The 19993-nt window shown below is 59.1% G+C and carries 13 protein-coding genes and 1 pseudogene; 11 read left to right on the top strand and 3 right to left on the bottom strand.

From position 1 onward, the window contains the following. Window positions 1-74: 74 nt before the first annotated feature. From HMPREF9710_RS24475 to HMPREF9710_RS24430, 9 genes are all read left to right on the top strand, one after another. The gene (locus HMPREF9710_RS24475) at window positions 75-2510 is read left to right on the top strand and encodes a heavy metal translocating P-type ATPase (RefSeq protein WP_005670933.1); all 2436 of its coding nucleotides are present in this window, start codon (window positions 75-77) and stop codon (window positions 2508-2510) included. Then, window positions 2494-2898, top strand: a complete 405-nt coding sequence (locus HMPREF9710_RS24470) for a hypothetical protein (RefSeq protein WP_157225734.1) — start codon at window positions 2494-2496, stop codon at window positions 2896-2898. The genes HMPREF9710_RS24475 and HMPREF9710_RS24470 overlap by 17 nt, the downstream gene beginning before the upstream one ends. 123 nt (window positions 2899-3021) lie before the next feature. Further along, window positions 3022-4326, top strand: a complete 1305-nt coding sequence (locus tag HMPREF9710_RS24465) for a TolC family protein (protein ID WP_005670931.1) — start codon at window positions 3022-3024, stop codon at window positions 4324-4326. After that, the gene (locus tag HMPREF9710_RS24460; RefSeq protein WP_005670929.1) at window positions 4323-5573 is read left to right on the top strand and encodes an efflux RND transporter periplasmic adaptor subunit; all 1251 of its coding nucleotides are present in this window, start codon (window positions 4323-4325) and stop codon (window positions 5571-5573) included. Before HMPREF9710_RS24465 ends, HMPREF9710_RS24460 begins: the two co-directional genes overlap by 4 nt. Window positions 5574-5585: 12 nt before the next feature. Beyond that, a complete protein-coding gene (locus HMPREF9710_RS24455) occupies window positions 5586-8771 on the top strand; it encodes a CusA/CzcA family heavy metal efflux RND transporter (protein WP_005670927.1) in 3186 nt (1061 codons plus the stop codon). 133 nt (window positions 8772-8904) lie between these two features. After that, window positions 8905-9486, top strand: coding sequence for a hypothetical protein (locus HMPREF9710_RS24450; protein ID WP_157225733.1), 582 nt, complete (start codon window positions 8905-8907; stop codon window positions 9484-9486). Between the two features lie 113 nt (window positions 9487-9599). After that, window positions 9600-11065, top strand: a protein-coding gene (locus HMPREF9710_RS24440; RefSeq protein WP_371855218.1) for an IS3 family transposase whose coding sequence is annotated in 2 segments (ribosomal slippage) — window positions 9600-9996 and window positions 9996-11065 — 1467 coding nt in all. Because the reading frame shifts where the segments join, the coding sequence is not laid out codon by codon here. Window positions 11066-11191: 126 nt separating this feature from the next. Next, on the top strand, window positions 11192-12118 hold the full coding sequence (locus tag HMPREF9710_RS24435) for a cation diffusion facilitator family transporter (RefSeq protein WP_005670924.1): 927 nt from the start codon (window positions 11192-11194) through the stop codon (window positions 12116-12118). Window positions 12119-12136: 18 nt separating this feature from the next. Next, complete coding sequence (locus HMPREF9710_RS24430; RefSeq protein ID WP_005670923.1) at window positions 12137-12721, top strand: SIS domain-containing protein; 585 nt, start codon at window positions 12137-12139, stop codon at window positions 12719-12721. Between the two features lie 156 nt (window positions 12722-12877). Here HMPREF9710_RS24430 and HMPREF9710_RS24425 read toward each other — a convergent pair whose 3' ends face one another. Then, a complete protein-coding gene (locus tag HMPREF9710_RS24425; protein ID WP_005670921.1) occupies window positions 12878-14074 on the bottom strand; it encodes a tyrosine-type recombinase/integrase in 1197 nt (398 codons plus the stop codon). Between the two features lie 171 nt (window positions 14075-14245). On the opposite strand from HMPREF9710_RS24425, the gene HMPREF9710_RS24415 reads away from it, so the two are divergent. After that, a protein-coding gene (locus tag HMPREF9710_RS24415) for an IS3 family transposase (RefSeq protein ID WP_085986720.1) occupies window positions 14246-15333 on the top strand; the annotation gives its coding sequence in 2 pieces (ribosomal slippage) (window positions 14246-14498 and window positions 14498-15333; 1089 coding nt in all). 9 nt (window positions 15334-15342) lie between these two features. Here HMPREF9710_RS24415 and HMPREF9710_RS24410 read toward each other — a convergent pair. Both HMPREF9710_RS24410 and HMPREF9710_RS24405 read right to left on the bottom strand, forming a co-directional pair. Next, window positions 15343-17523, bottom strand: coding sequence for a S8 family peptidase (locus HMPREF9710_RS24410; protein WP_005670919.1), 2181 nt, complete (start codon window positions 17521-17523; stop codon window positions 15343-15345). A 6-nt stretch (window positions 17524-17529) separates the two neighbouring features. After that, on the bottom strand, window positions 17530-18615 hold the full coding sequence (locus tag HMPREF9710_RS24405; protein ID WP_005670918.1) for an AAA family ATPase: 1086 nt from the start codon (window positions 18613-18615) through the stop codon (window positions 17530-17532). Window positions 18616-18965: 350 nt separating this feature from the next. On the opposite strand from HMPREF9710_RS24405, the pseudogene HMPREF9710_RS24395 reads away from it, so the two are divergent. After that, window positions 18966-19993: pseudogene (locus HMPREF9710_RS24395) on the top strand (IS3 family transposase); the annotation flags it as partial.

Raw genomic sequence — 19993 nt, 5'->3', positions numbered from 1 at the left:
TTAACTTAGTGCTTGACCCCGTACCCGCTACAGGGTGTTCAATGTGAACTATACACAGTTCTCGAGGAGTCGTCATGTCGGAATGCCAGACCAAATCATGTTGCGAAAAATCTGCATCGATCGAGACCGCGGGTGCCTCGTCTTCAACCCTGGACCGTTCCCTTCTCATTCGCATCGACCAAATGGACTGCCCGACTGAAGAGGGGCTGCTGCGGCAGGCGCTTGGGCGCGTCGCAGGCGTCGGAAAGCTCGAGTTCAATCTTGTCCAGCGCCGCTTGCGGGTGGAGCACAGCCTCGGCGATCCACAGGCGATCCTTGCAGCAGTACGGGCGGTCGGCATGGACCCGGTGATTGAACAGACCGAGGAGCAAAGCGGGTCAGCAGCCGGCACTGTTTTCCGCATCGAGAACATGGATTGCCCAACCGAGGAGACGCTCATCCGTAACAAGCTGTCCGGCATGCCGCAGGTCCAACAGCTCGACTTCAATCTCGTCCAGCGTCGCTTGGTCGTCAGGCATAGTGGGCCGGCAATGGCGATCCTGGATGCACTGACGTCCATCGGTATGCAGGCGGTGCTCGTTGCAGCTGGGCAAGGACGAGCCGAGGCGGTCCCACCCGTCTCCCGAAAGCGGCAGTATGCAGTCCTTGCCCTGGGCTTGGCCGCAGCAGTCGGTGCCGAGGTGGTCGCATGGACGACGGGCGATGAAAACTGGTGGCCAGTCATCCTGCTATCGCTGCTTGCGATCGCGACGACGGGCTTGGGGGTGTACAAGAAAGGCTGGATCGCGCTCAAGAACCGCAACCTGAATATCAATGCCCTGATGTCAATCGCCGTGACCGGGGCGGTACTGATCGGGCAGTGGCCCGAAGCGGCGATGGTCATGGTCCTTTTCGCGCTTGCCGAGATAATCGAGGCCCGATCGCTTGACCGTGCGAGAAACGCCATCCAGGGCCTGATGGCACTGACACCCGAGCGGGTAAGCGTGCGCCTTGACGACGGCAGCTGGAGTGAACAGGACGCCACCACGGTCGCGATCGGCGCCCTGGCCCGTGTCGCACCCGGCGAGCGGATCGCTTTGGATGGGGAAGTGACCACCGGCCAGTCGTCCGTCAACCAGGCGCCGATCACGGGCGAGAGCATGCCGGTACCAAAGACGGTCGGCGACAAGGTGTTTGCCGGCACGATCAATGAAACGGGCTCTTTCGAATACCGTGTCACCGCCGGCCACAGCAACTCGACCCTGTCGCGCATCATCCGCGCGGTCGAGGACGCGCAGGGCAGCCGCGCGCCCACGCAGCGTTTCGTCGACCGCTTCTCCAGCATCTACACGCCCATCGTGTTCGCCATTGCGCTCGCCGTCGCTCTGGTGCCGCCGCTCATGCTGGGCGCCGAATGGATGCCATGGATCTACAAGTCACTCGTTCTGCTGGTGATCGCGTGCCCCTGCGCCCTGGTGATCTCGACCCCGGTCACCGTCGTCAGCGGCCTGGCTGCGGCGGCGAGAGCCGGTATCCTCATCAAAGGCGGCGTCTACCTGGAGCAGGGCGGCAAGCTGCGCTCGCTCGCACTGGACAAGACCGGCACGATCACCCAAGGTAAACCCGAAGTGACGGACGTGTTGCCCCTGCAAGGCGATGCACAGACTCATCTGCAGCTCGCGGCCGCGCTCGCGGACCGTTCCGACCATCCGGTATCGACCGCGGTGAGCCGCCACTGGCAAAACTTGGGCCTGGACCTGCTCCTCGCATCCGTGACCGAGTTCGAGGCCTTGACCGGCCGTGGCACGAAAGGGCGGATCGACGGGAAGTGGTACTACCTCGGCAATCACCGCCTGGTCGAGGAGCTCGGCATCTGCAATACCGCGACGGAAAGCGTCCTGTCGACACTGGAGGGTGAAGGAAAGACCGCGGTTGTCCTCTGCGATGAGACGTCGCCACTGCTGGTGATCGGCGTGGCCGATACCATTCGTGAAACCAGTCGCGAAGCGGTGGCCCAGCTTCATAGGTTGGGGATCCGGACGGTCATGCTCACCGGCGACAACGCGGTGACGGCCAAAGCGATCGCACGGCAGGTTGGCATCGATGACGCCCGCGGGAACATGCTGCCCGAGGATAAGCTCTCTGCCATCAATGACGAGGTGGCGCAATTCGGTACCGTCGGCATGGTAGGGGATGGCATCAACGATGCCCCGGCGCTGGCCAAGGCCGATATCGGGTTTGCGATGGGCGCAGCGGGCACCGACACGGCCATTGAAACAGCCGACGTCGCGCTGATGGATGATGATTTGCGCAAGATCCCGCAGTTCATTCGCCTGAGCAGGCAGGCAGCCGCCATCCTCAAGCAGAACATCGTTGCAGCCTTGCTGATCAAGGCCGTGTTCCTGGTGCTCGCTATCGCAGGATCGGCCACCTTGTGGATGGCCGTGTTCGCGGACATGGGCGCCAGCCTGCTGGTTATCTTTAATGGTATGCGTCTGCTTCGCGTGCGTCTGCATGGCAGCAACGATTAACCGCACCGATGCTATACTCGCGACCATGATGCGCCGTTTTCTCACTTGCATGCTGATGATGCTCGCGTTCCAGTTCACCTGGAGTGCGATCAGCGCCTATTGCATGCATGAGACTGGACGAGCCGCACAGCACCTTGGACATCATCAGCATAAGACCGACGCTCACGATCAGGTGGCGGCGGCCGATGACGGTAAGCCTGCGTCGACGAAGAAGATCGCGCAGCACTCGCATTGTTCTTCGTGCGCGCACGCAGTGCTCGCTCCCGCAGCCGTTCAAAACGCCCCCTACCTGACGATGGCGCACTTCGCGCCGGTTGGTCCAAACGTCAGTTACGTTTCAGTCACTCAAGTCCCTCCCGAACGCCCCCAGTGGCCCGCCGCCGTGTAATTCCGGCGGCTATACCTTCTTTTACCAGGTAATCCCCGAGCCTTCCGACCGTGTGCCAACGCACTCGGCCGGTGTGCTCGCTGTCGCCGGATAGCTTTCGATTCGTTAACTTCGGAGTTATCTATGCAATCCAGATCGTTGATCATGGGCGCGCTGTTGCTGTTTTCACAGTCGACGTCCCTTTACGCGCAAACGGAAATTTTGCGCGATCCAAACAGTCCGCCGCTCGCCGGGAATACGTCGCTACTGCCGCTGACCCTGCAGCAGGCGTTGCAGGCTGCGTACGCAGGCAACCCAGGCTTACGAGCCGCATCACAGGCGATCGGCATTGCCGAGGGTGGGAGGCTTCAGGCAGGCGTCATACCCAATCCTGAGCTGGCTCTATCCACCGAAGGAACCGACCGTCGGTCCAGGGTCGAGACCGCCCAGATTACCCAGCTCATCGAGCTCGGCGGCAAACGAAGCGCCCGCATCGCGGTCGCCGAACAAGAGCGTCTACTCGCCGTCCAAGCAGTGAACGTGCGACGAGCGATGTTGCGTGCCGACGTTATGGCGGCCTATTTGGAGGCCTTGACAGCGCAAGAGCGGGTCGGTCTGGCCGAGGCGGCCATTGAGGTCGCAAGCCGGGCGACGAATGCCGCGAGTCGGCGCGTCGCTGCCGGCAAGATATCGCCAGTCGAACAAACCCGTGCGAGTGTTGCAGAGTCGGCCGTGCGTCTTGACCTCACCCAAGCAACAGCCGACCTGAAGTCAGCCAAACGCAAGTTAGCGATACTGATGGGCAGCTCGCGAGCGATTGCCCAGCCACTCCAGATGCCAGCCGTCGAGTTCGCTGCCGTACCGACGATGAACGAGCTCGAGCAGCGGCTAACCATGTCGCCGCAACTGCGTCAGGCCGAAGCGCAAGTCAAACGGCAGGATGCTTTGGTCGGCATGGAACGTTCGGCGCGGGTACCAGATGTGACGGTGACCGTGGGTAGCCAGCGGGATCGTGAACGCAGCGGGAGCGAAGCCGTCTTTGGTATCTCCGTACCGCTGCCACTTTTCAATCGCAACCAGGGGAACATGCTCTCAGCACTTAGACGAGCCGACCAGGCTCGCGACGAATTAGGCGCCGAGCAGCTTCGGGTGTATGAGGAAATCGCGGACGCTCACCAGCGTGCAGAGGTCGCTCAGCTTCAGATCGACAGCCTCAAGTCCGAGATGCTGCCAGCGGCGCAGCAAGCCTATGACGCTGCCGTGACTGGTTTTGAACTCGGAAAATTCGGGTTTCTCGACGTTCTTGACACCCAGCGCGCATTAATTCAGGCACGCAGCTTGTATCTGCGCGCTCTGTCCGATCGGTATCGAGCAGCAACTGATATCGAACGAATCGCACCGGCTACTAATGCCGAGAGCACCACCATCTTCAAGGAACACCTGCAATGACGCCCCTGCAAAATCATCGTAAGAAAAATCTGCCAATCATTGCCGCAATCGTGGCCGTCGGTGTCGTGCTGGCCCTGGCCATCCTGTTCTGGAACAAGGGAAGCGCTGAAGGTAGCGCCGGCGAAGATGCCCATGGCCATGCCGAGAGCGGTCAGAAGGAGGGCGCAAAAGAAGCCGGTGGAGCAGGCGACGAACGCGCCGAGGATGAGCACAAGGACGAAGGAGTGGTCAAGCTGCCGGTCATGCAGGCAGAAAAGGCCGGAATTACGACCGCCGTTGCCGGTGCGGCCACGATCGAGAACATTGTCAAACTGCCTGGCGAAGTCCGTGTCAACGACGATCTGACAGCTCACGTAGTGCCGCGCCTGGGCGGCGTCGCCGAATCAGTGCCGGCGCAGCTGGGGCAAACGGTCAAGAAGGGCCAGGTGCTAGCCGTCATTTCAAGCCCGGAGCTGGCTGACCTGCGTAGCGCCGCGAGCGCGGCACAGGTAAGGCTCGGCCTGGCCAAAACCATCTATGAGCGGGAAAAGAAACTGTGGGAGGACCGTATCTCTGCCCAGCAGGACTTTCAGCAGGCCGAACAGGCACTTCGCGAGGCCGAGCTTACCTTGCAGGCAGCGCGCTCGAAATTGGCAGCTCTTGAAGTGGGCTCCGGAGGCGGCGCATTGAACCGGTACGAGTTGCGTGCGCCGTTCGACGCTGTCGTCGTTGAAAAGCACATCACGCGGGGCGAAGCGGTGCAGGAAAACACCAATGTTTTCGTACTAACCGACCTCTCGCGCGTCTGGGTCGATGTCGCAGTCACACCGAAAGACTTGGCAAGCGTGCGCAGCGGCGCAACGGCGGTTGTCAGTGCCACCGGCTCTGATATGAAAGCCGTTGGGAAGGTAAGTTATGTCGGCTCACTAGTCGGGGCACAGTCCCGCGCCGCCACAGCGCGCGTCGTGATCGACAACCCAGGCGGCGCGTGGCGCCCTGGCCTGTTCGTGGACGTCGCACTGGTGCAAGGGACTAAACAGGCTGCTGTGGCGATTCCGGCCGATGCTATCCAGACGGTGGAAGACAAGCCAGTAGTGTTTGTAGTGACGGAAGGGGGCTTTCGCACGCAGCCGATCGTGGCCGGCATTAGTGACGGCAAAGGGGTGGAAATCCTGAAGGGCCTGGCAGCAGGAACGCGCTACGTTAATCGCGGCAGCTTCGTGCTCAAGGCCGAACTTGGCAAGGGCAGCGCCGAGCACGACCACTAATAGGGGATTTCCATGTTCGAACGCATCATTCGTTTCGCCATCGACAGCCGATGGCTGATCATGGGTCTAGTCCTGGCCATGGCGGCAATTGGCGTCTACAACTATCAGCGTCTGCCGATCGACGCTGTGCCAGATATTACTAACGTGCAGGTTCAGATCAACACCTCGGCACCAGGCTATTCGCCGCTCGAGGTCGAGCAGCGCATTACCTATCCGGTCGAGACCGTGATGGCGGGCCTGCCTGGACTGCAGCAGACTCGCTCATTATCGCGTTACGGGCTGTCGCAGGTCACAGTCGTTTTCCAGGATGGTACTGACATCTACTTCGCGCGCCAGCTGGTCAACCAGCGACTGCAGGAAGCCCGTGAAGGGCTGCCGGAGGGCGCAACGCCCATGATGGGGCCAATTTCCACTGGCTTGGGCGAGATCTACCTCTGGACGGTCGAAACAGAAGCAGGCGCAAAGAAGCCTGACGGGACAGCCTATACGCCAACTGACTTGCGCGAAGTGCAGGACTGGATCATCAAGCCGCAGTTGCGTCAGGTCCCGGGCGTGACCGAAATCAATTCGATCGGTGGCTTCGCTAAGGAATACCACATCACGCCGGATCCGAACCGGCTCAGTTCCTATGGTCTGACCCTGGCCGACGTCGTCACTGCGGTTGAGCGCAATAACGATAACACCGGGGCAGGCTACATCGAGCGCTCGGGCGAACAGCTTCTCATCCGCGCGCCGGGGCAGGTGCGAACCATCGAAGACATCCAAAACACCATCCTGAAAAATACCGATGGCGTCGCGGTTCGGATTCGTGATGTCGCGGACGTCGCCGTCGGCCGCGAACTGCGCACGGGCGCCGCGACCGACAACGGTGCCGAAGTTGTGCTCGGTACCGTATTCATGCTCATCGGCGAAAACAGCCGGCAGGTCTCGCAGCTCGTTGCAGAGAAGATGGTCGAGATCAACAAGACTTTGCCTGCTGGCGTCAAGGCCGTCCCCGTGTATGACCGTACGGTGCTGGTCGACAAGGCGATTTCCACGGTACGTAAGAATTTGCTCGAAGGTGCGATCCTGGTGATCGTGATCTTGTTCCTATTCCTGGGCAATATCCGCGCAGCGATTATTACCGCGATGGTCATTCCACTGTCGATGCTATTCACCTTCACCGGCATGGTGACCTACAAGGTCAGTGCCAACTTGATGAGCTTGGGTGCTCTCGACTTCGGCATCATCATCGATGGCGCGGTCGTGATCGTGGAGAACTGCGTGCGGCGCCTGGCGCACGCGCAAGAACAGACCAAACGTGACCTAACCTTGGAAGAGCGCTTCCGTGAAGTGTTTGCGGCCGCAAAGGAAGCGCGCCGGCCACTGCTGTTCGGGCAGTTGATCATTATGGTTGTGTACCTGCCGATTTTCGCTTTGAGCGGGGTCGAGGGCAAAATGTTCCACCCGATGGCGTTCGCTGTCGTCATAGCTTTGCTTGGCGCGATGATTCTGTCGATCACGTTCGTGCCCGCGGCCGTTGCCCTGTTCATCGGCAAGCGCGTGGCCGAAAAGGAGAACCGCTTAATGACAATGGCGCGTAATGCCTATGCGCCTGCATTGCGCGCTGTCCTGCGTAACGGACCGATCGTGCTGACGGCATCGATTGTCACCGTGGTCCTGTCTGGACTGCTGGCGACACGACTCGGGAGCGAATTTATTCCCAACTTGAATGAGGGCGACATTGCGATCCAGGCGCTACGCATTCCCGCGACCAGCCTCACCCAATCAGTCGATATGCAGAAGAAGCTGGAGGTCGGCCTCAAAGCGAAGTTCCCCGAGATCGAACGGATATTTGCCCGCACCGGTACCGCCGAGATTGCATCCGATCCGATGCCGCAAAACATCTCGGACGGCTACATCATGCTCAAGCCGGAGGCCGACTGGCCGAAACCGAAACGCAGCCACGCCGAACTTGTGGAAGCCATCCAAGAGGAGGCGGAAAAATACACCGGCAATGCCTATGAGTTCTCGCAGCCTATTCAACTGCGTTTCAACGAGCTAATCTCCGGCGTGCGTAGCGACGTCGCAGTCAAGCTGTATGGCGACGACATGGAAGTGCTGGCATCGACCGGTGCTCAGATCGCCGCGGTGCTACAACGCGTGCCGGGCGCAGCTGAAGTTAAGGTAGAGCAGACTACCGGTTTGCCGATGCTGACAGTCAATATTGACCGGGACAAGGCAGCGCGCTACGGGCTGAACATCACTGATGTGCAGGCCACGATCTCTGCGGCCACAGGTGGACGCGAGGCCGGCACCATGTTCGAAGGCGATCGCCGCTTCGCCATCGTGGTACGGCTACCAGAGGTGCAACGCGCAGACTTGGATGCACTTCGTCGCCTGCCGATCGCAGTGCCACCACCCTCAGGCACAAGCGCTGGAGGCAATGAAGACGTTCCCGCCTTCATTCCCTTAGGTGAACTGGCAACGCTCGATCTAGCACCGGGTCCGAACCAGATCAGCCGCGAAGACGGCAAACGCCGTATCGTGGTCAGTGCCAATGTACGCGGCCGCGATATCGGCAGCTTCGTGCCGGAAGCGGAGGAGGCTCTGGCCAAGGGCGTGAAGATCCCTGCAGGCTATTGGACCACTTGGGGCGGGACATTCGAACAGCTTCAGTCGGCTACCCAGCGCTTGCAGATCGTTGTGCCGCTGGCGTTGTTCCTGGTGTTCATGTTGCTATTTATGATGTTCCGAAACGTCAAAGACGGGCTGTTGGTGTTCACCGGCATCCCGTTTGCCTTGACCGGCGGGATCGCGGCCTTGGCTTTACGAGGCATTCCGCTGTCGATTACCGCTGCGGTCGGCTTCATCGCCTTGTCTGGGGTGGCCGTGCTGAACGGGCTGGTAATGATTTCGTTCATCCGCTCGCTGCGAGAAGACGGCATGTCGCTCGACGAAGCGATCACCCATGGAGCGCTAACGCGTCTGCGGCCGGTCCTTATGACGGCGCTAGTTGCGTCCTTGGGATTTGTGCCAATGGCGATTGCCACTGGCACCGGCGCCGAGGTACAACGCCCGCTGGCGACGGTGGTTATCGGCGGCATCCTGTCGTCCACGGCGCTAACGTTGTTGGTACTGCCTCTTCTATATCGACTGGCGCATCGTAAGGATCCAGATGGCCCCCTGCGTGAGACGCGCGTGGTCACCCCCGTCTAAAACCCGCGTGAAGCTGTGTATCCGGCGGTGTGAACAGCACACCGCCTCTTGAGGGGCGAGTCAGCGGTATGTGCCGGCACTCATGTTTGGCTCGCCCATGCACTTCGTGCGGCCCATCAGGGAGAGGTCGATTATGCGTTTGACACCAAGTGGGATTGAAGTGGTTTTGCCGCATCTTGTGCTGGGAACGAATGTCCTGTCACTGGCGTGGACCGCTTACGGCGCCATATTTTGGGAGAGCTTTTCGCTCGCTGCGAGTGCCCTGTACCAAATTGCCGTCATCATGCTTTATAGCAATAAATGCGAGCGCGCAGTTGGCAAAGAAGAGGAGGCAGGTCGGGACGAAAATATGCGATTCGCCGTTGTCGTCGTTCTGCTAATTCCAAGTCCGTTTATCGCAGGAGGGGCCATACATGCTCTTAACCATGCCTCTAACCTCTTGCCAAGCGATTTGATGCCGCTTGCAATGTGCGCGTTCACGGCCGGCGCATTGCGTGCGCTATACAGTTGTTTATTGTGCGAACAGCACGGTGCGATGTTCGTGATCAAGGCAGCGGTCGCTTTGTTACCCTTTATCGCCCCACTGGTGGCGGTAGGTTTGATTGCAGCAGGGTTCGACAACGTAGATGCCGTAACTGGCATTGCACTGGTGCTGATCCTGCTCTTGGCCGTGCTTGCGCCGCAAGTGGTTCACATCAGGCGGCTTTTCTACTGAGGTAAGGATTGGCCTGTACGCAAATAATTGCGCGCCGCTGCGCGATCCCCCTGTGCCAATATAACTTGAGACACCTACCCGATTAATTTAGAGTACAGCGGTAGGTCCCCAACATGCACAGCCGAAAGCATCAAATCAGCAATTCTGTCGAACCCAGCAGCCCAGCCACGCCAGTGGACCGTCCCGATCCCGAGGTCGTCCCGGTCGCCAAGCGACGCACGTTTTCCAACGCCGAGAAGCTGCGCATTCTTGCCGCTGCCGACTCCTGCCAGGCGCCTGGCGACATCGGTGCCTTGCTCCGCCGCGAAGGCATTTATTCGTCCCATCTGGCCACTTGGCGCAAGCAACGCCAGGCCGCTGCGGCCTCTCAAGTCCTCGCGCGCAAGCGTGGCCCAAAGGTCGACCTAGCTGCTGCTCAGGACCGCAAGGTGCGCGACCTGGAGGCAGAGGTGGCGCGCCTGCGAGACAAGTTGGCCAAGGCCGACCTGATCATTGACGTCCAAAAAAAACTTTCCACCCTGCTGGGGCTGAGTACGGCCGACACGCCGAGCGAGCCGAAGTGATCAGCGCCGCCAATCACCTCGCCGGCGAAGTTGGCGTGGCCGCAGCCTGCCGCGCATTGCAATTGCCGCGCAGCGCACTATATCGCCATCGCACCGCGCAACGACCTGGTTCGTTAGCGCCCGTGACGCCGGCTGCGCCAGCCCGACGGCCACCGCTCGCGTTGTCCGAGCATGAGCGGCGTGTCGTGCTGGAGGTGCTCAACAGCCCACGCTTTGCCAATTGTGCGCCGGCCGCCATCCACGCTCAACTGCTCGACGAAGGGCGCTATGTGGCGTCGGTACGCACGATGTACCGCCTGCTACAAGGCTGCGCTGCCGTGCGCGAACGCCGTAACCAGTTGCGCCATCCGGAGTACACCAAGCCGGAACTGCTGGCCGTCGCACCAAACCAGGTGTGGAGCTGGGACATCACCAAACTCAAGGGACCGGTCCGGGGCACCTGTTTCCACCTGTACGTCATCCTCGACATCTTCAGCCGCTACGTCGTCGGCTGGATGGTGGCCGAACGGGAGACCGCCGAACTGGCCGAACAGCTGATCGCCGACAGCGCCGCAAAGGAAAATATCGCGCCTGGTACCTTGACCCTGCATGCCGATCGCGGCAGCAGCATGCGCTCCAAGCCGGTCGCTACGCTGCTGAGCGATCTGGGCATCGCCAAATCGCATAGCCGCCCTTACGTTTCGGATGACAACCCGTATTCCGAGGCGCAATTCAAGACCTTGAAGTACCGGCCCGGCTTCCCGGCGCGCTTTGGCTCGCTCGCTGACGCACGCGCCCACTGCGCAGCCTTCTTCACCTGGTACAACCAGCAGCACCGCCATTCCGGCATCGGCATGATGACCCCGGAAAGCGTCCATGCCGGCCGTGCCGCCGAGATCCGCAAGCTGCGCCAGGCAACGCTTGAAAGCGCCTACCAACGCACGCCGGGCCGCTTCAAGCACTGCGTACCACGACAGACCAAATTGCCGACAGCGGCATGGATCAATCCACCAGTCACGGAGAAAAAAGCAGCCTGAACAAGAGAGTTAGACTCTCATCATTCCACCAGGTGTTTCAAATTCATTGACACGTTCCGGATGCGATGCAAAGACCGGCGGTCGGTCCAGTGCCAACTTAAAAATGTAAGATATTGAGGAGATATCATGGGTTCAGGGCATTCACATTCGCACGCCATTTCACCTACACAGAACGCTCGTCCTCTGTGGATAGCACTAGGGCTGACATCGTCGTTTCTGGTCGCTGAGCTCATTGCCGGGATCATGACGAATAGCCTCGCCTTGATTTCCGATGCGGCGCATATGTTCACAGATGCCGCCGCACTCGCGATATCGCTGGCCGCAATTCACATCGGGCGACGTCAGGCCGACGCAAAGCGTAGCTTTGGGTACTATCGTTTCGAGATCCTGGCAGCAGCCCTCAACGCGATTCTGTTGTTCATGGTGGCCATTTACATTCTTGTTGAGGCCTGGAAGCGGCTGCAGGATCCGCCCGAGATAGCCTCTGGCGCCATGCTCATCGTGGCGGTGCTCGGCCTGGTGATCAACTTGATCAGTATGCGGCTCCTTTCTGCCGGTAAGGATGCTAGCCTGAACGTGAAAGGCGCTTATCTGGAAGTATGGAGCGACATGCTCGGATCGATTGGCGTGATCGTCGGTGCGCTTGTGATTCGCTGGACCGGCGCCACCTGGGTCGATTCGTTGATCGCTGTGGCCATCGGACTGTGGGTGTTGCCGCGCACTTGGATTCTGCTCAAAGCAAGTTTGAACGTCTTGCTCGAAGGTGTACCTGAAGGCATCGATTTAGCTGATGTGAAAACCAAGATTCTTGCAGTGCCAGGCGTTGCAAGCGTCCACGACCTGCACGTGTGGGCCATCACAAGCGGCAAGGTGAGCTTGAGCGTGCACATCGTTTGCGATCCGGGGCATGTGGATCTCGAAGCGTTACTGATCTCGGTCCGTCATGAAATCGCAGATGAATTTCACATCTACCATTCGACAGTGCAAGTCGAGCGCACGCCTTGCGAGCAGGCCACCGAGGTCCATGGCTTCGAGCCATCGGCAAGTCACTGATTTTATAGAGAAGAGCATATGATTGAACATATCAAGAATGGGCTGACCGAAGCGCGGCACGCTCTGGACTTGTTCGTGAACGACGCAACCAAGCTGCAAACCGTGGCTGACGCCGCACAGGTACTGGTGACATCGTTCGGCAAGGGAGGAAGGGCTTTTTCTTGCGGGAATGGCGGTTCAATGTGCGACGCCATGCATTTCGCGGAAGAACTGACAGGACGCTTCCGTCGTGATCGGCCCGGGATCGCCGCAACCGCAATTAGCGACCCAACTCATATCACCTGCGTTGCAAACGACTATGGATACGATCAGGTGTTCGCCCGTTACATCGAGTCCCATGGTCGTGCGGGCGATGTACTGCTCGCGATCAGTACGAGCGGGAAAAGCCCTTCGATTCTGGTCGCGGCCCAGATGGCGCAAAAGCTTGGTATGGTCGTGATCGCTTTGACAGGGACTGCTGGCTCGCCATTGGAGGACTTCTCAGACGTCTGCATCAGCTGCCCGGGCGGTAATTTTGCTGACCGTACTCAAGAGCTACACATCAAGATCATCCATATAATGATCGAGTTGGTCGAGCGCGAACTGTACCCGGCCAATTACTAGCGTAGGCATGGGCGAGTTCCAGGGCCAACGCGAGTGTACAGCGCGTCCCGCTGCCGAGGCGAACGGACGCCTTGAGCATGAGGGGGTCATTGTCCTGGTTAAGAACGTCGGCTAATGCTGCCAAAGCTAAGAATCGCTGTGTCTTTTCTGCCGACGCTACCAATTCGCTCGATGCTTGTCTTCAGTATCGTTGTGCCGCGTGTCGTCCGGTGCGTGCAGATAACCACTAGTGGTGCTGATCGAAGCGTGACCCAGATTGTCTCTGACATGCCGCAAGTCTACGGAGTTGTTCGCCATGTGTGACCCCGCGGTATGCCGCAACCAGTGCGCCGATGCCTGACTGACTCGATGAGCAACATGCACGAATTGTGGTCCCTTGAGCTCGATTCGCTCGGCCGTCATCGCGAAAACAGCCTTGATGATATCGTGGATCCCGCCGCGACTCATCGCCTTAGGCTTCCCGCCGATGGGCAGTAGCAGCGGCGTCGACTCTCCAGGTACAGGCAGCGCAGGGAAGCTTAGTTCACGCCTATATCGGCCGAGTTCGTTCATCAATTCATTGGTCGCCGGCACTAGGCGTACCTTACTTCCTTTGCCGAGGATCTCGAGCCACCACCGTTCGCTGCCATCGCGGTCGCGCCTGCAGAAGAAACTGCCCATATTGTTCTCGGCAATCTCCGAGATGCGTATACCGCACACATAGAGCAATGTGAACAACCACCGCAGTCGCAGATATCGCTCACGCTCCCTCGGCGTTTCGCGCGGCATGGCGTCAATCGTGGCCTTTACTTCTAGCCAGAGTTCATCGTCAAAATAGCGTTCAATACGAGGCGCCCGTGCGCGACCTCTTTGGCGGGAAAGCGAGAGCGGATTGCCTGCCAGGTAGCCTGCACTGACAAGCCAGGCGAACATCGACGTCAATATGATACCCGCCTGCCTTTGACTTGACGCTGACAATGCCCCTGCGAACGGGCGCCAACGCGGATCATTGCGAGGATGTCTGCGACTCTGTTCACTCACCCATCGGTCTCGGGGCAAGGGGTTGCCCAAGAATGCCTGATAGGCCAACCAATCTTCGTGCGTCAGGGAAGACAGCGGCTTGGCACGCTGAAGCACACACCAGAGAAGCAGCCGCTCAGCCTCTTTTCGATAGGCGTCGAACGTGGCCTTTTTATGGACAAAGTTCGCGAGCCAAGCCAGCACCGCCGCGACATCGGTGTTCGCGCTGATCTGCCTCGGCACATGCCACTCGCGATTAGACCCAACGGACCCATCCAGGTCGCGTGATACCGTCATCACCTCCATAGGCGGAACGGAAATTTCTTCGAGGACGGCGGCTATCTGTTCAGACATTGAAACGTACTGTTTTACGGGAATTTAACTCGGTTGAGATTTCCCGGTGCCGCTCTGAATGCGCACCTCTTGGCGAATCTCGACTGGTTGCAGCGTCTGGTAGGGTAATCCCCCCACAAAAAGAGCGCGTTCAGAAGTAGAATTTTCTACTTAAGACACAGAAAGCTCTACATGAAGACGTCCCGCTTTACCGACAGCCAGATTATCGCCATCCTCAAGCAAGCCGAAGCCGGTAGCCCGGTGCCAGAGCTGTGCCGCGAGCACGGCATCAGCAACGCCACGTTCTACAAGTGGCGCTCCAAATTCGGCGGAATGGACGCCTCGTTGATGGCACGCATGAAGGAGTTGGAAGAGGAAAACCGGCGGCTCAAGAAGATGTACGTCGAGGAGCGCCTCAAGGCAGAGATCGTCGCGGAGGCGCTCACAAAAAAATGGTAGCGCCATCTCAGCGGCGGGAGATGGCGCAATGGGCCGTAACGGAGCGGGCAGCCACGGTCAAGCTGGCGTGCAAAGCGTTTGGCATCAGCCAGACCTGCTACCGCTACAAGGCCAAGCTGGATGCGGAAAACGTCCTCATCGCGGACTGGCTGGTGCGACTGACGAACAACCAGCGCAACTGGGGCTTCGGGCTGTGCTTCCTGTATCTGCGCAACGTCAAGGGCTTCAGATGGAACCACAAGCGCGTCTACAGGATTTACCGCGAGCTCGAGCTGAATCTGCGGATCAAGCCGCGTCATCGTCTGGTACGTGAAAAGCCGCTGCCGCTGGCGGTGCCGCTCGCGATCAATCAGAGCTGGTCGATGGACTTCATGCACGACCAGCTCGCCGACGGGCGGAGCATCCGTTTGTTCAACGTCATCGATGATTTCAACCGCGAGGGCTTGGGGATCGAAGTCGATTTCTCGCTGCCGTCCGAGCGCGTGATACGCTCGCTCGACCGGATCATCGAATGGCGCGGCAAACCGGAAGCCATCCGCTGCGACAACGGCCCTGAATACATCAGCGCGGTGACTTTGGCGTGGGCTGCAAAACGCGGCATCCGCATCGATTTCATCCAGCCAGGACAACCGCAACAGAACGCCTACGTCGAGCGATACAACAGGACTGTGCGTTACGATTGGCTTGCGCATCACCTGTTCGAGACGCTCGAAGAGATCCAGGAATTTGCTACCAACTGGTTGTGGACCTACAATCACGACCGGCCCAACATGGCACTCGGCGGTATCACGCCAAAACAGAAATTGGCACTGGCCGCTTAGCCTCTACTTTTAGCGTGCTCTAAAAATGGGGGGATTACCGTAGCGCTGCCGAATATTATTGTAGACGCCAGGCGTGTCTTCAGCGGCGACTGTTACAACCATCGCATATGGCAAAGCGGGGAGGGCGGCGTTGTCGACGCTTTGTCCGTCCTCACGCGCGCCGTACGTGATGTCGAAAAGCGGATCGTCTAGCGTGTCGACGTTGAACCGATGTTCATGTTTGAGCGTCGTCTCCCACTTTTGCTCGTCAGTGCGCGCTTCGAGCTCGGTCGTGTACATCTTCGATGACGAGAAAAATGGCATCGTTTTCTTCGACGTCTTCTTCGGACGCAACAGCACCGTCAGCCCGGCACGCGTGTAATTCACAGCGTGTTCAGGATCGGTATGACTGGCAAAGCACAGCGTCGCGCGAAGAGTGACTTTCCCATTCAATGGCAGGGAGGGGAACGGGATGAGCGCGCGCAGATTCTGTCCGGCCTGCAGGGTGCCCTGATAGATTACTCGCACTTCGTTGTCCTCGCACGTCAAGACTTCATCGACACTTTGAGGAAACCGGCCGTGTCCGATGTGGCTCATCAGCATGTGCTTTGGCCGGCTAGCGTGGTGCGACATCAAGGCGCGAACCGCTAAAACGCTCAACGGAGAATTGAGGGAGACCTTCACGCCGATCGCTGTTCTAAGGGTCGCTGGAGAGCTAAAACTGGTGCCTGTCGTGTGAGCGTAGTGACCACTGAGAGCGTTGTAGACGACGAAGGGTTCCTCTTCCGAACCACCGAAGGCTACGCCATCGGGTTTGATCATGCCAGGGCTGCGGCCGGGACCGTGTGAGCTATAGGGCGCGCGCTCCCAGGACAAACCTGTGCCGTCGCAGGCGCCCACCGCCAGGGCATTGACCATATCGGAAGGAGGCTGCACCCGGCTCTCCGGCCATTCCTTTTCGCCATCATTACCGACCGCGATAGCTGCCAGCGTGTTGCCAGAGGCGAGATGACTGTCGATTAGCGCCGTCCATGGATGGACCTCGTCATCATCCATCGGCATATATGGCCCGATGCTGAAGTTCACAAAGTCGTATTGCTCAGTTTTGAGGACATGGTCGATATTCTTGAGCACATCGTAGAGGTCGACATCGGGCACATTATCGGAAAGCTGCAACGACGGGCTGATGCAGCGGTAGTGATGCACGTCTGCATAAGGGCGCGGGAACTGCTCGCTATCTTCGTCAAGTGGTCCGAACAGCAGAGCGCTGGTCACACCGTTGCCATGATTGAGATAGGCCGCCGAGGTCGTCTCTGCACCTGGCAAGATTGTCTCTTGTACCCACCGGCCCAGGTCGGTGTGACCGATGCCGCCGTCGAACACTGCAACCTTCAGCTTGGTGTCGATCGCCGGCTGCTCAGTTAAAGCAGGCGCGACGACGCTCGAGCTACGCATGTCCCTGCCGCCGATACGTAATGACGGCATCACCCGCACCGCCCGCACAAATTGGAACGCTGCCAGATCCTGCGCTTTAGCGGCCGCCAGGCGCACTGGAATGAATGTCAGGGCAGATACGCTCAGCGCACGTGATACTTCAGCTGTTCCACCTAGCGAGGCGACGTAGGATGCGAACGCTTTGATGATGTCGGCATCTTCGACAGCGGCATGCAGGACAACCTCAAGAGAGGCCAGCGCTTGATCCGAATTCCTGGCGAAGTTCTTGTCCGCAGCGCTGAACTCCTCCAGGAGTTCGAATCGACAGAGTGCCTTCTGCTGCGTTTCGGAAATCTCTTCCGAAAAAAGCATTCTCTTCAACTTACTGAATGCTACCTCGGTACCTGCGACATACAAAGCTGCGGTGAAGGTCGCTTCACCTGCACGTTGGCGGCTGCTTGCGACGTCGCGCGGCACTACGCGAGCTGAGCGACTTCCCACGCAACGCAAGCCGCTTGCCTTGAGCAGGTTATTGGGATGATGTGTTTTAGCGAGGAAGGCAGGATGTAACGTAAACCTGGCAACGGACTCGCCGCGAGGCTTGAGCGCCGGCGGCTGTGCATGATGGGTGTGCAATAACAGATCAAGTTGCTTGCCCAAGAATTCTCGCTGCTGCGCGATGTTATACGGGTACTTTTTAAGTCCCGATCCGCGCTTGAGCGTGAAAGGCTGCGTGAGCGTCTCGCCGTATCCCAAAATGATGTTCGTTGCCGCCATTCCTGATTACTCCCCGAGGTAACGTTTGATGACACTGCTCACTGTAGGATGGGTTTTCCCCAGCCGAGATGCGATTTCCCGTCGCGATAGGCCTTCCAGATGCAACAGAAGCATCTCGCCTTCATGCGGTTTAACCATGTCGCCTTTTCTCATCCTGAGCTGCAAGGCATTCTTGACCAGAATCGGTACGAGCGCCGATTGCTCGAGGAGGGCGGTTTTACGAGACGAATGGATGAGGTGGCCGATCGAGCTGAACGATTCCCCGTGCAGCAGGGCAGCCAGATTCCGGCGGATGTTCTCGCCCATCGGCAGATCCTGCAAATACTCCACAATCAACTCCGGTGAAGGGGGCTCGAACTGGACGACGTGATCGAACCGGCGCCACACTGCAGGGTCGAGGAGTTCACCGTGATTCGTTGCCGCAATTAACAGCGAGTTCGCTGGCCAGTCGTCGAGGGCCTGCAAGAGCACGTTGACCAAGCGCTTGAGTTCGCCGACATCGCTGTCGTCATCGCGCCGCTTTGCGATCGCGTCGAACTCATCGAGTAGCAAGACGCATGGTCGAGAGATTGCATGATCGAACACAGCGCGTACATTGTTGCCAGTTTTCCCAAGATAGCTGCTCATGACCGTCGCCAGATTCAACGTCAGCAGAGGCAACTTGAGTTCTTGTGCCAACCAGTGCGCAGCAAGCGTCTTGCCGACGCCAGGCTTGCCGCAAAATAGCAACATCCTTGCCGGCGCCAAGCCTTCCTGCATTAGCAGTTCGAGGCTGCGCCATTCTTTCATCACGCCTGACAGCACGCCGTCAACCGTGTTGCTAAAGACAGGCCGTTTTGGCAAAACCACTGGGAAGATGGTTTCTACAAGCTCCATTCGCGAATCGGCATCTACTGGCGTCGGGACGAAGTCCCCGGCGCCGCGCATGACATTGTCAACAGAGAGGAACTGCGCAAGCTCTTGGGCTAGCGCCAAGTCGGTTTGTTTAAGCTTTGAAGCAAACCGGCCAACTGCGAGCGCGAACGCGCTACGCGAACCGGTCATTCCCGATTGAACCACCTTCACCAACTCTTTTCTCGGGAAACTTTCCACGACAATCCTTATCAATCAACTAGTTACGACACTTGGAAAATCTCTATGCGTCGATTTTATACGAATCTTTCCACCAAAGCCATAATTTTTACCGTACCTGGGACGGGACGGTGTGGCGGGCGAACTAGTGCGGGAGCCGTGATGGAATCAGCCGACATAATGATAATAATGTCTGATGCGTGTCAGCACGTGAGCAGGTAAAGAAGGCCATCGAAGGCTGCTAGAACAAAAGATGAATCGCCACCGCTTGGACGGTGGCGCAATGAAATCAGAATGTGGCAGGCACATTATAGTGGACCCCGAATCTGAGACGGTGGTTTAAGCTGTCGTCCGCGAAAGGATGACAGCGAATGAGTGAAGGTAAAAAACGCAGGGTGCACAGCGCCGAGTTCAAGGCCAAGGTTGGGTTGGAAGCGGTGCGTGGGGTGAAGACGGTGACGGAGATTGCGCAGGAATTCGGCGTGCATCCAGTACTGGTGGGCCAGTGGAAGAAGGAGATCCTGGAGAACGCCGGCGCCCTGTTCGACGTCAAGCGCGGGCCGAAGCCGGTGGACGAAAGCAGCCCGGAGGACAAGCTGTACAGCGAGATCGGCAAGCTGAAGATGCAGGTGGATTGGCTCAAAAAAAAGCTTGGGGAATGAGTCCGGCCGAGCGGGCACGGTGGATCGAGCGCGAGGACAAGATACCGCTGACGATGCAGTGCGAGCTGGCCGGCGTGCCGCGTTCGACCGTGTATCGGCGGCTGGAGGCGGCGGCCCGACAGGAATGCATCGAGGAGGAGGACGGCCAGCTGCGCGCCCTGATCGACGAGGAGTACACCAGCCGCCCGTTCTACGGCAGCCGGCGCATGGCGGTCTTCCTGCGAGGCCGAGAGCACCGCGTCAACCGCAAGCGCGTGCAGCGCCTGATGCGGGAAATGGGCTTGGCGGGCATGGCGCCGGGGCCGTCCACGAGCAAGCCGCACCCGCAGCACAAGGTCTATCCCTATCTGCTGCGCGGGGTGGCGGTCACGCGGCCGAACCAGGTGTGGAGTACGGACCTGACGTACATTCGGCTGGCGCGCGGCTTTGCCTACCTGGTGGCGGTCATCGATTGGTACTCGCGTCGTGTGCTGGCCTGGCGCATCAGCAACAGCATGGACGCGTCGTTCTGCGTGGACTGTCTGGAGGAGGCATTGCGCCACCACGGCAAGCCCGAGGTATTCAACAGCGACCAGGGCTCGCAGTTCACCAGTGACGCCTTTACCAGCGTGCTCAAGCGCGAAGGCGTGGCCATCAGCATGGATGGGCGAGGACGGGCGCTGGACAACATCTTCGTCGAGCGCCTGTGGCGCAACGTGAAGTACGAGGACGTGTACCTGAAGGGCTACGCCAACATG

Origin of the sequence: Massilia timonae CCUG 45783 (assembly GCF_000315425.1) — a bacterium.
Classification (GTDB): domain Bacteria; phylum Pseudomonadota; class Gammaproteobacteria; order Burkholderiales; family Burkholderiaceae_D; genus Telluria; species Telluria timonae.
The sequence above is the reverse complement of the archived record's forward strand: the minus strand, read 5'-3'. Positions and strand labels throughout refer to the sequence as shown.

Coding starts and splice junctions, on each gene's coding strand:
- HMPREF9710_RS24450 (WP_157225733.1), top strand. CDS start 8,905: ATGCGTTTGACACCAAGTGGGATTGAAGTGGTTTTGCCGCATCTTGTG.
- HMPREF9710_RS24475 (WP_005670933.1), top strand. CDS start 75: ATGTCGGAATGCCAGACCAAATCATGTTGCGAAAAATCTGCATCGATC.
- HMPREF9710_RS24460 (WP_005670929.1), top strand. CDS start 4,323: ATGACGCCCCTGCAAAATCATCGTAAGAAAAATCTGCCAATCATTGCC.
- HMPREF9710_RS24435 (WP_005670924.1), top strand. CDS start 11,192: ATGGGTTCAGGGCATTCACATTCGCACGCCATTTCACCTACACAGAAC.
- HMPREF9710_RS24465 (WP_005670931.1), top strand. CDS start 3,022: ATGCAATCCAGATCGTTGATCATGGGCGCGCTGTTGCTGTTTTCACAG.
- HMPREF9710_RS24410 (WP_005670919.1), bottom strand. CDS start 17,523: ATGGCGGCAACGAACATCATTTTGGGATACGGCGAGACGCTCACGCAG.
- HMPREF9710_RS24430 (WP_005670923.1), top strand. CDS start 12,137: ATGATTGAACATATCAAGAATGGGCTGACCGAAGCGCGGCACGCTCTG.
- HMPREF9710_RS24455 (WP_005670927.1), top strand. CDS start 5,586: ATGTTCGAACGCATCATTCGTTTCGCCATCGACAGCCGATGGCTGATC.
- HMPREF9710_RS24470 (WP_157225734.1), top strand. CDS start 2,494: ATGGCAGCAACGATTAACCGCACCGATGCTATACTCGCGACCATGATG.
- HMPREF9710_RS24425 (WP_005670921.1), bottom strand. CDS start 14,074: ATGTCTGAACAGATAGCCGCCGTCCTCGAAGAAATTTCCGTTCCGCCT.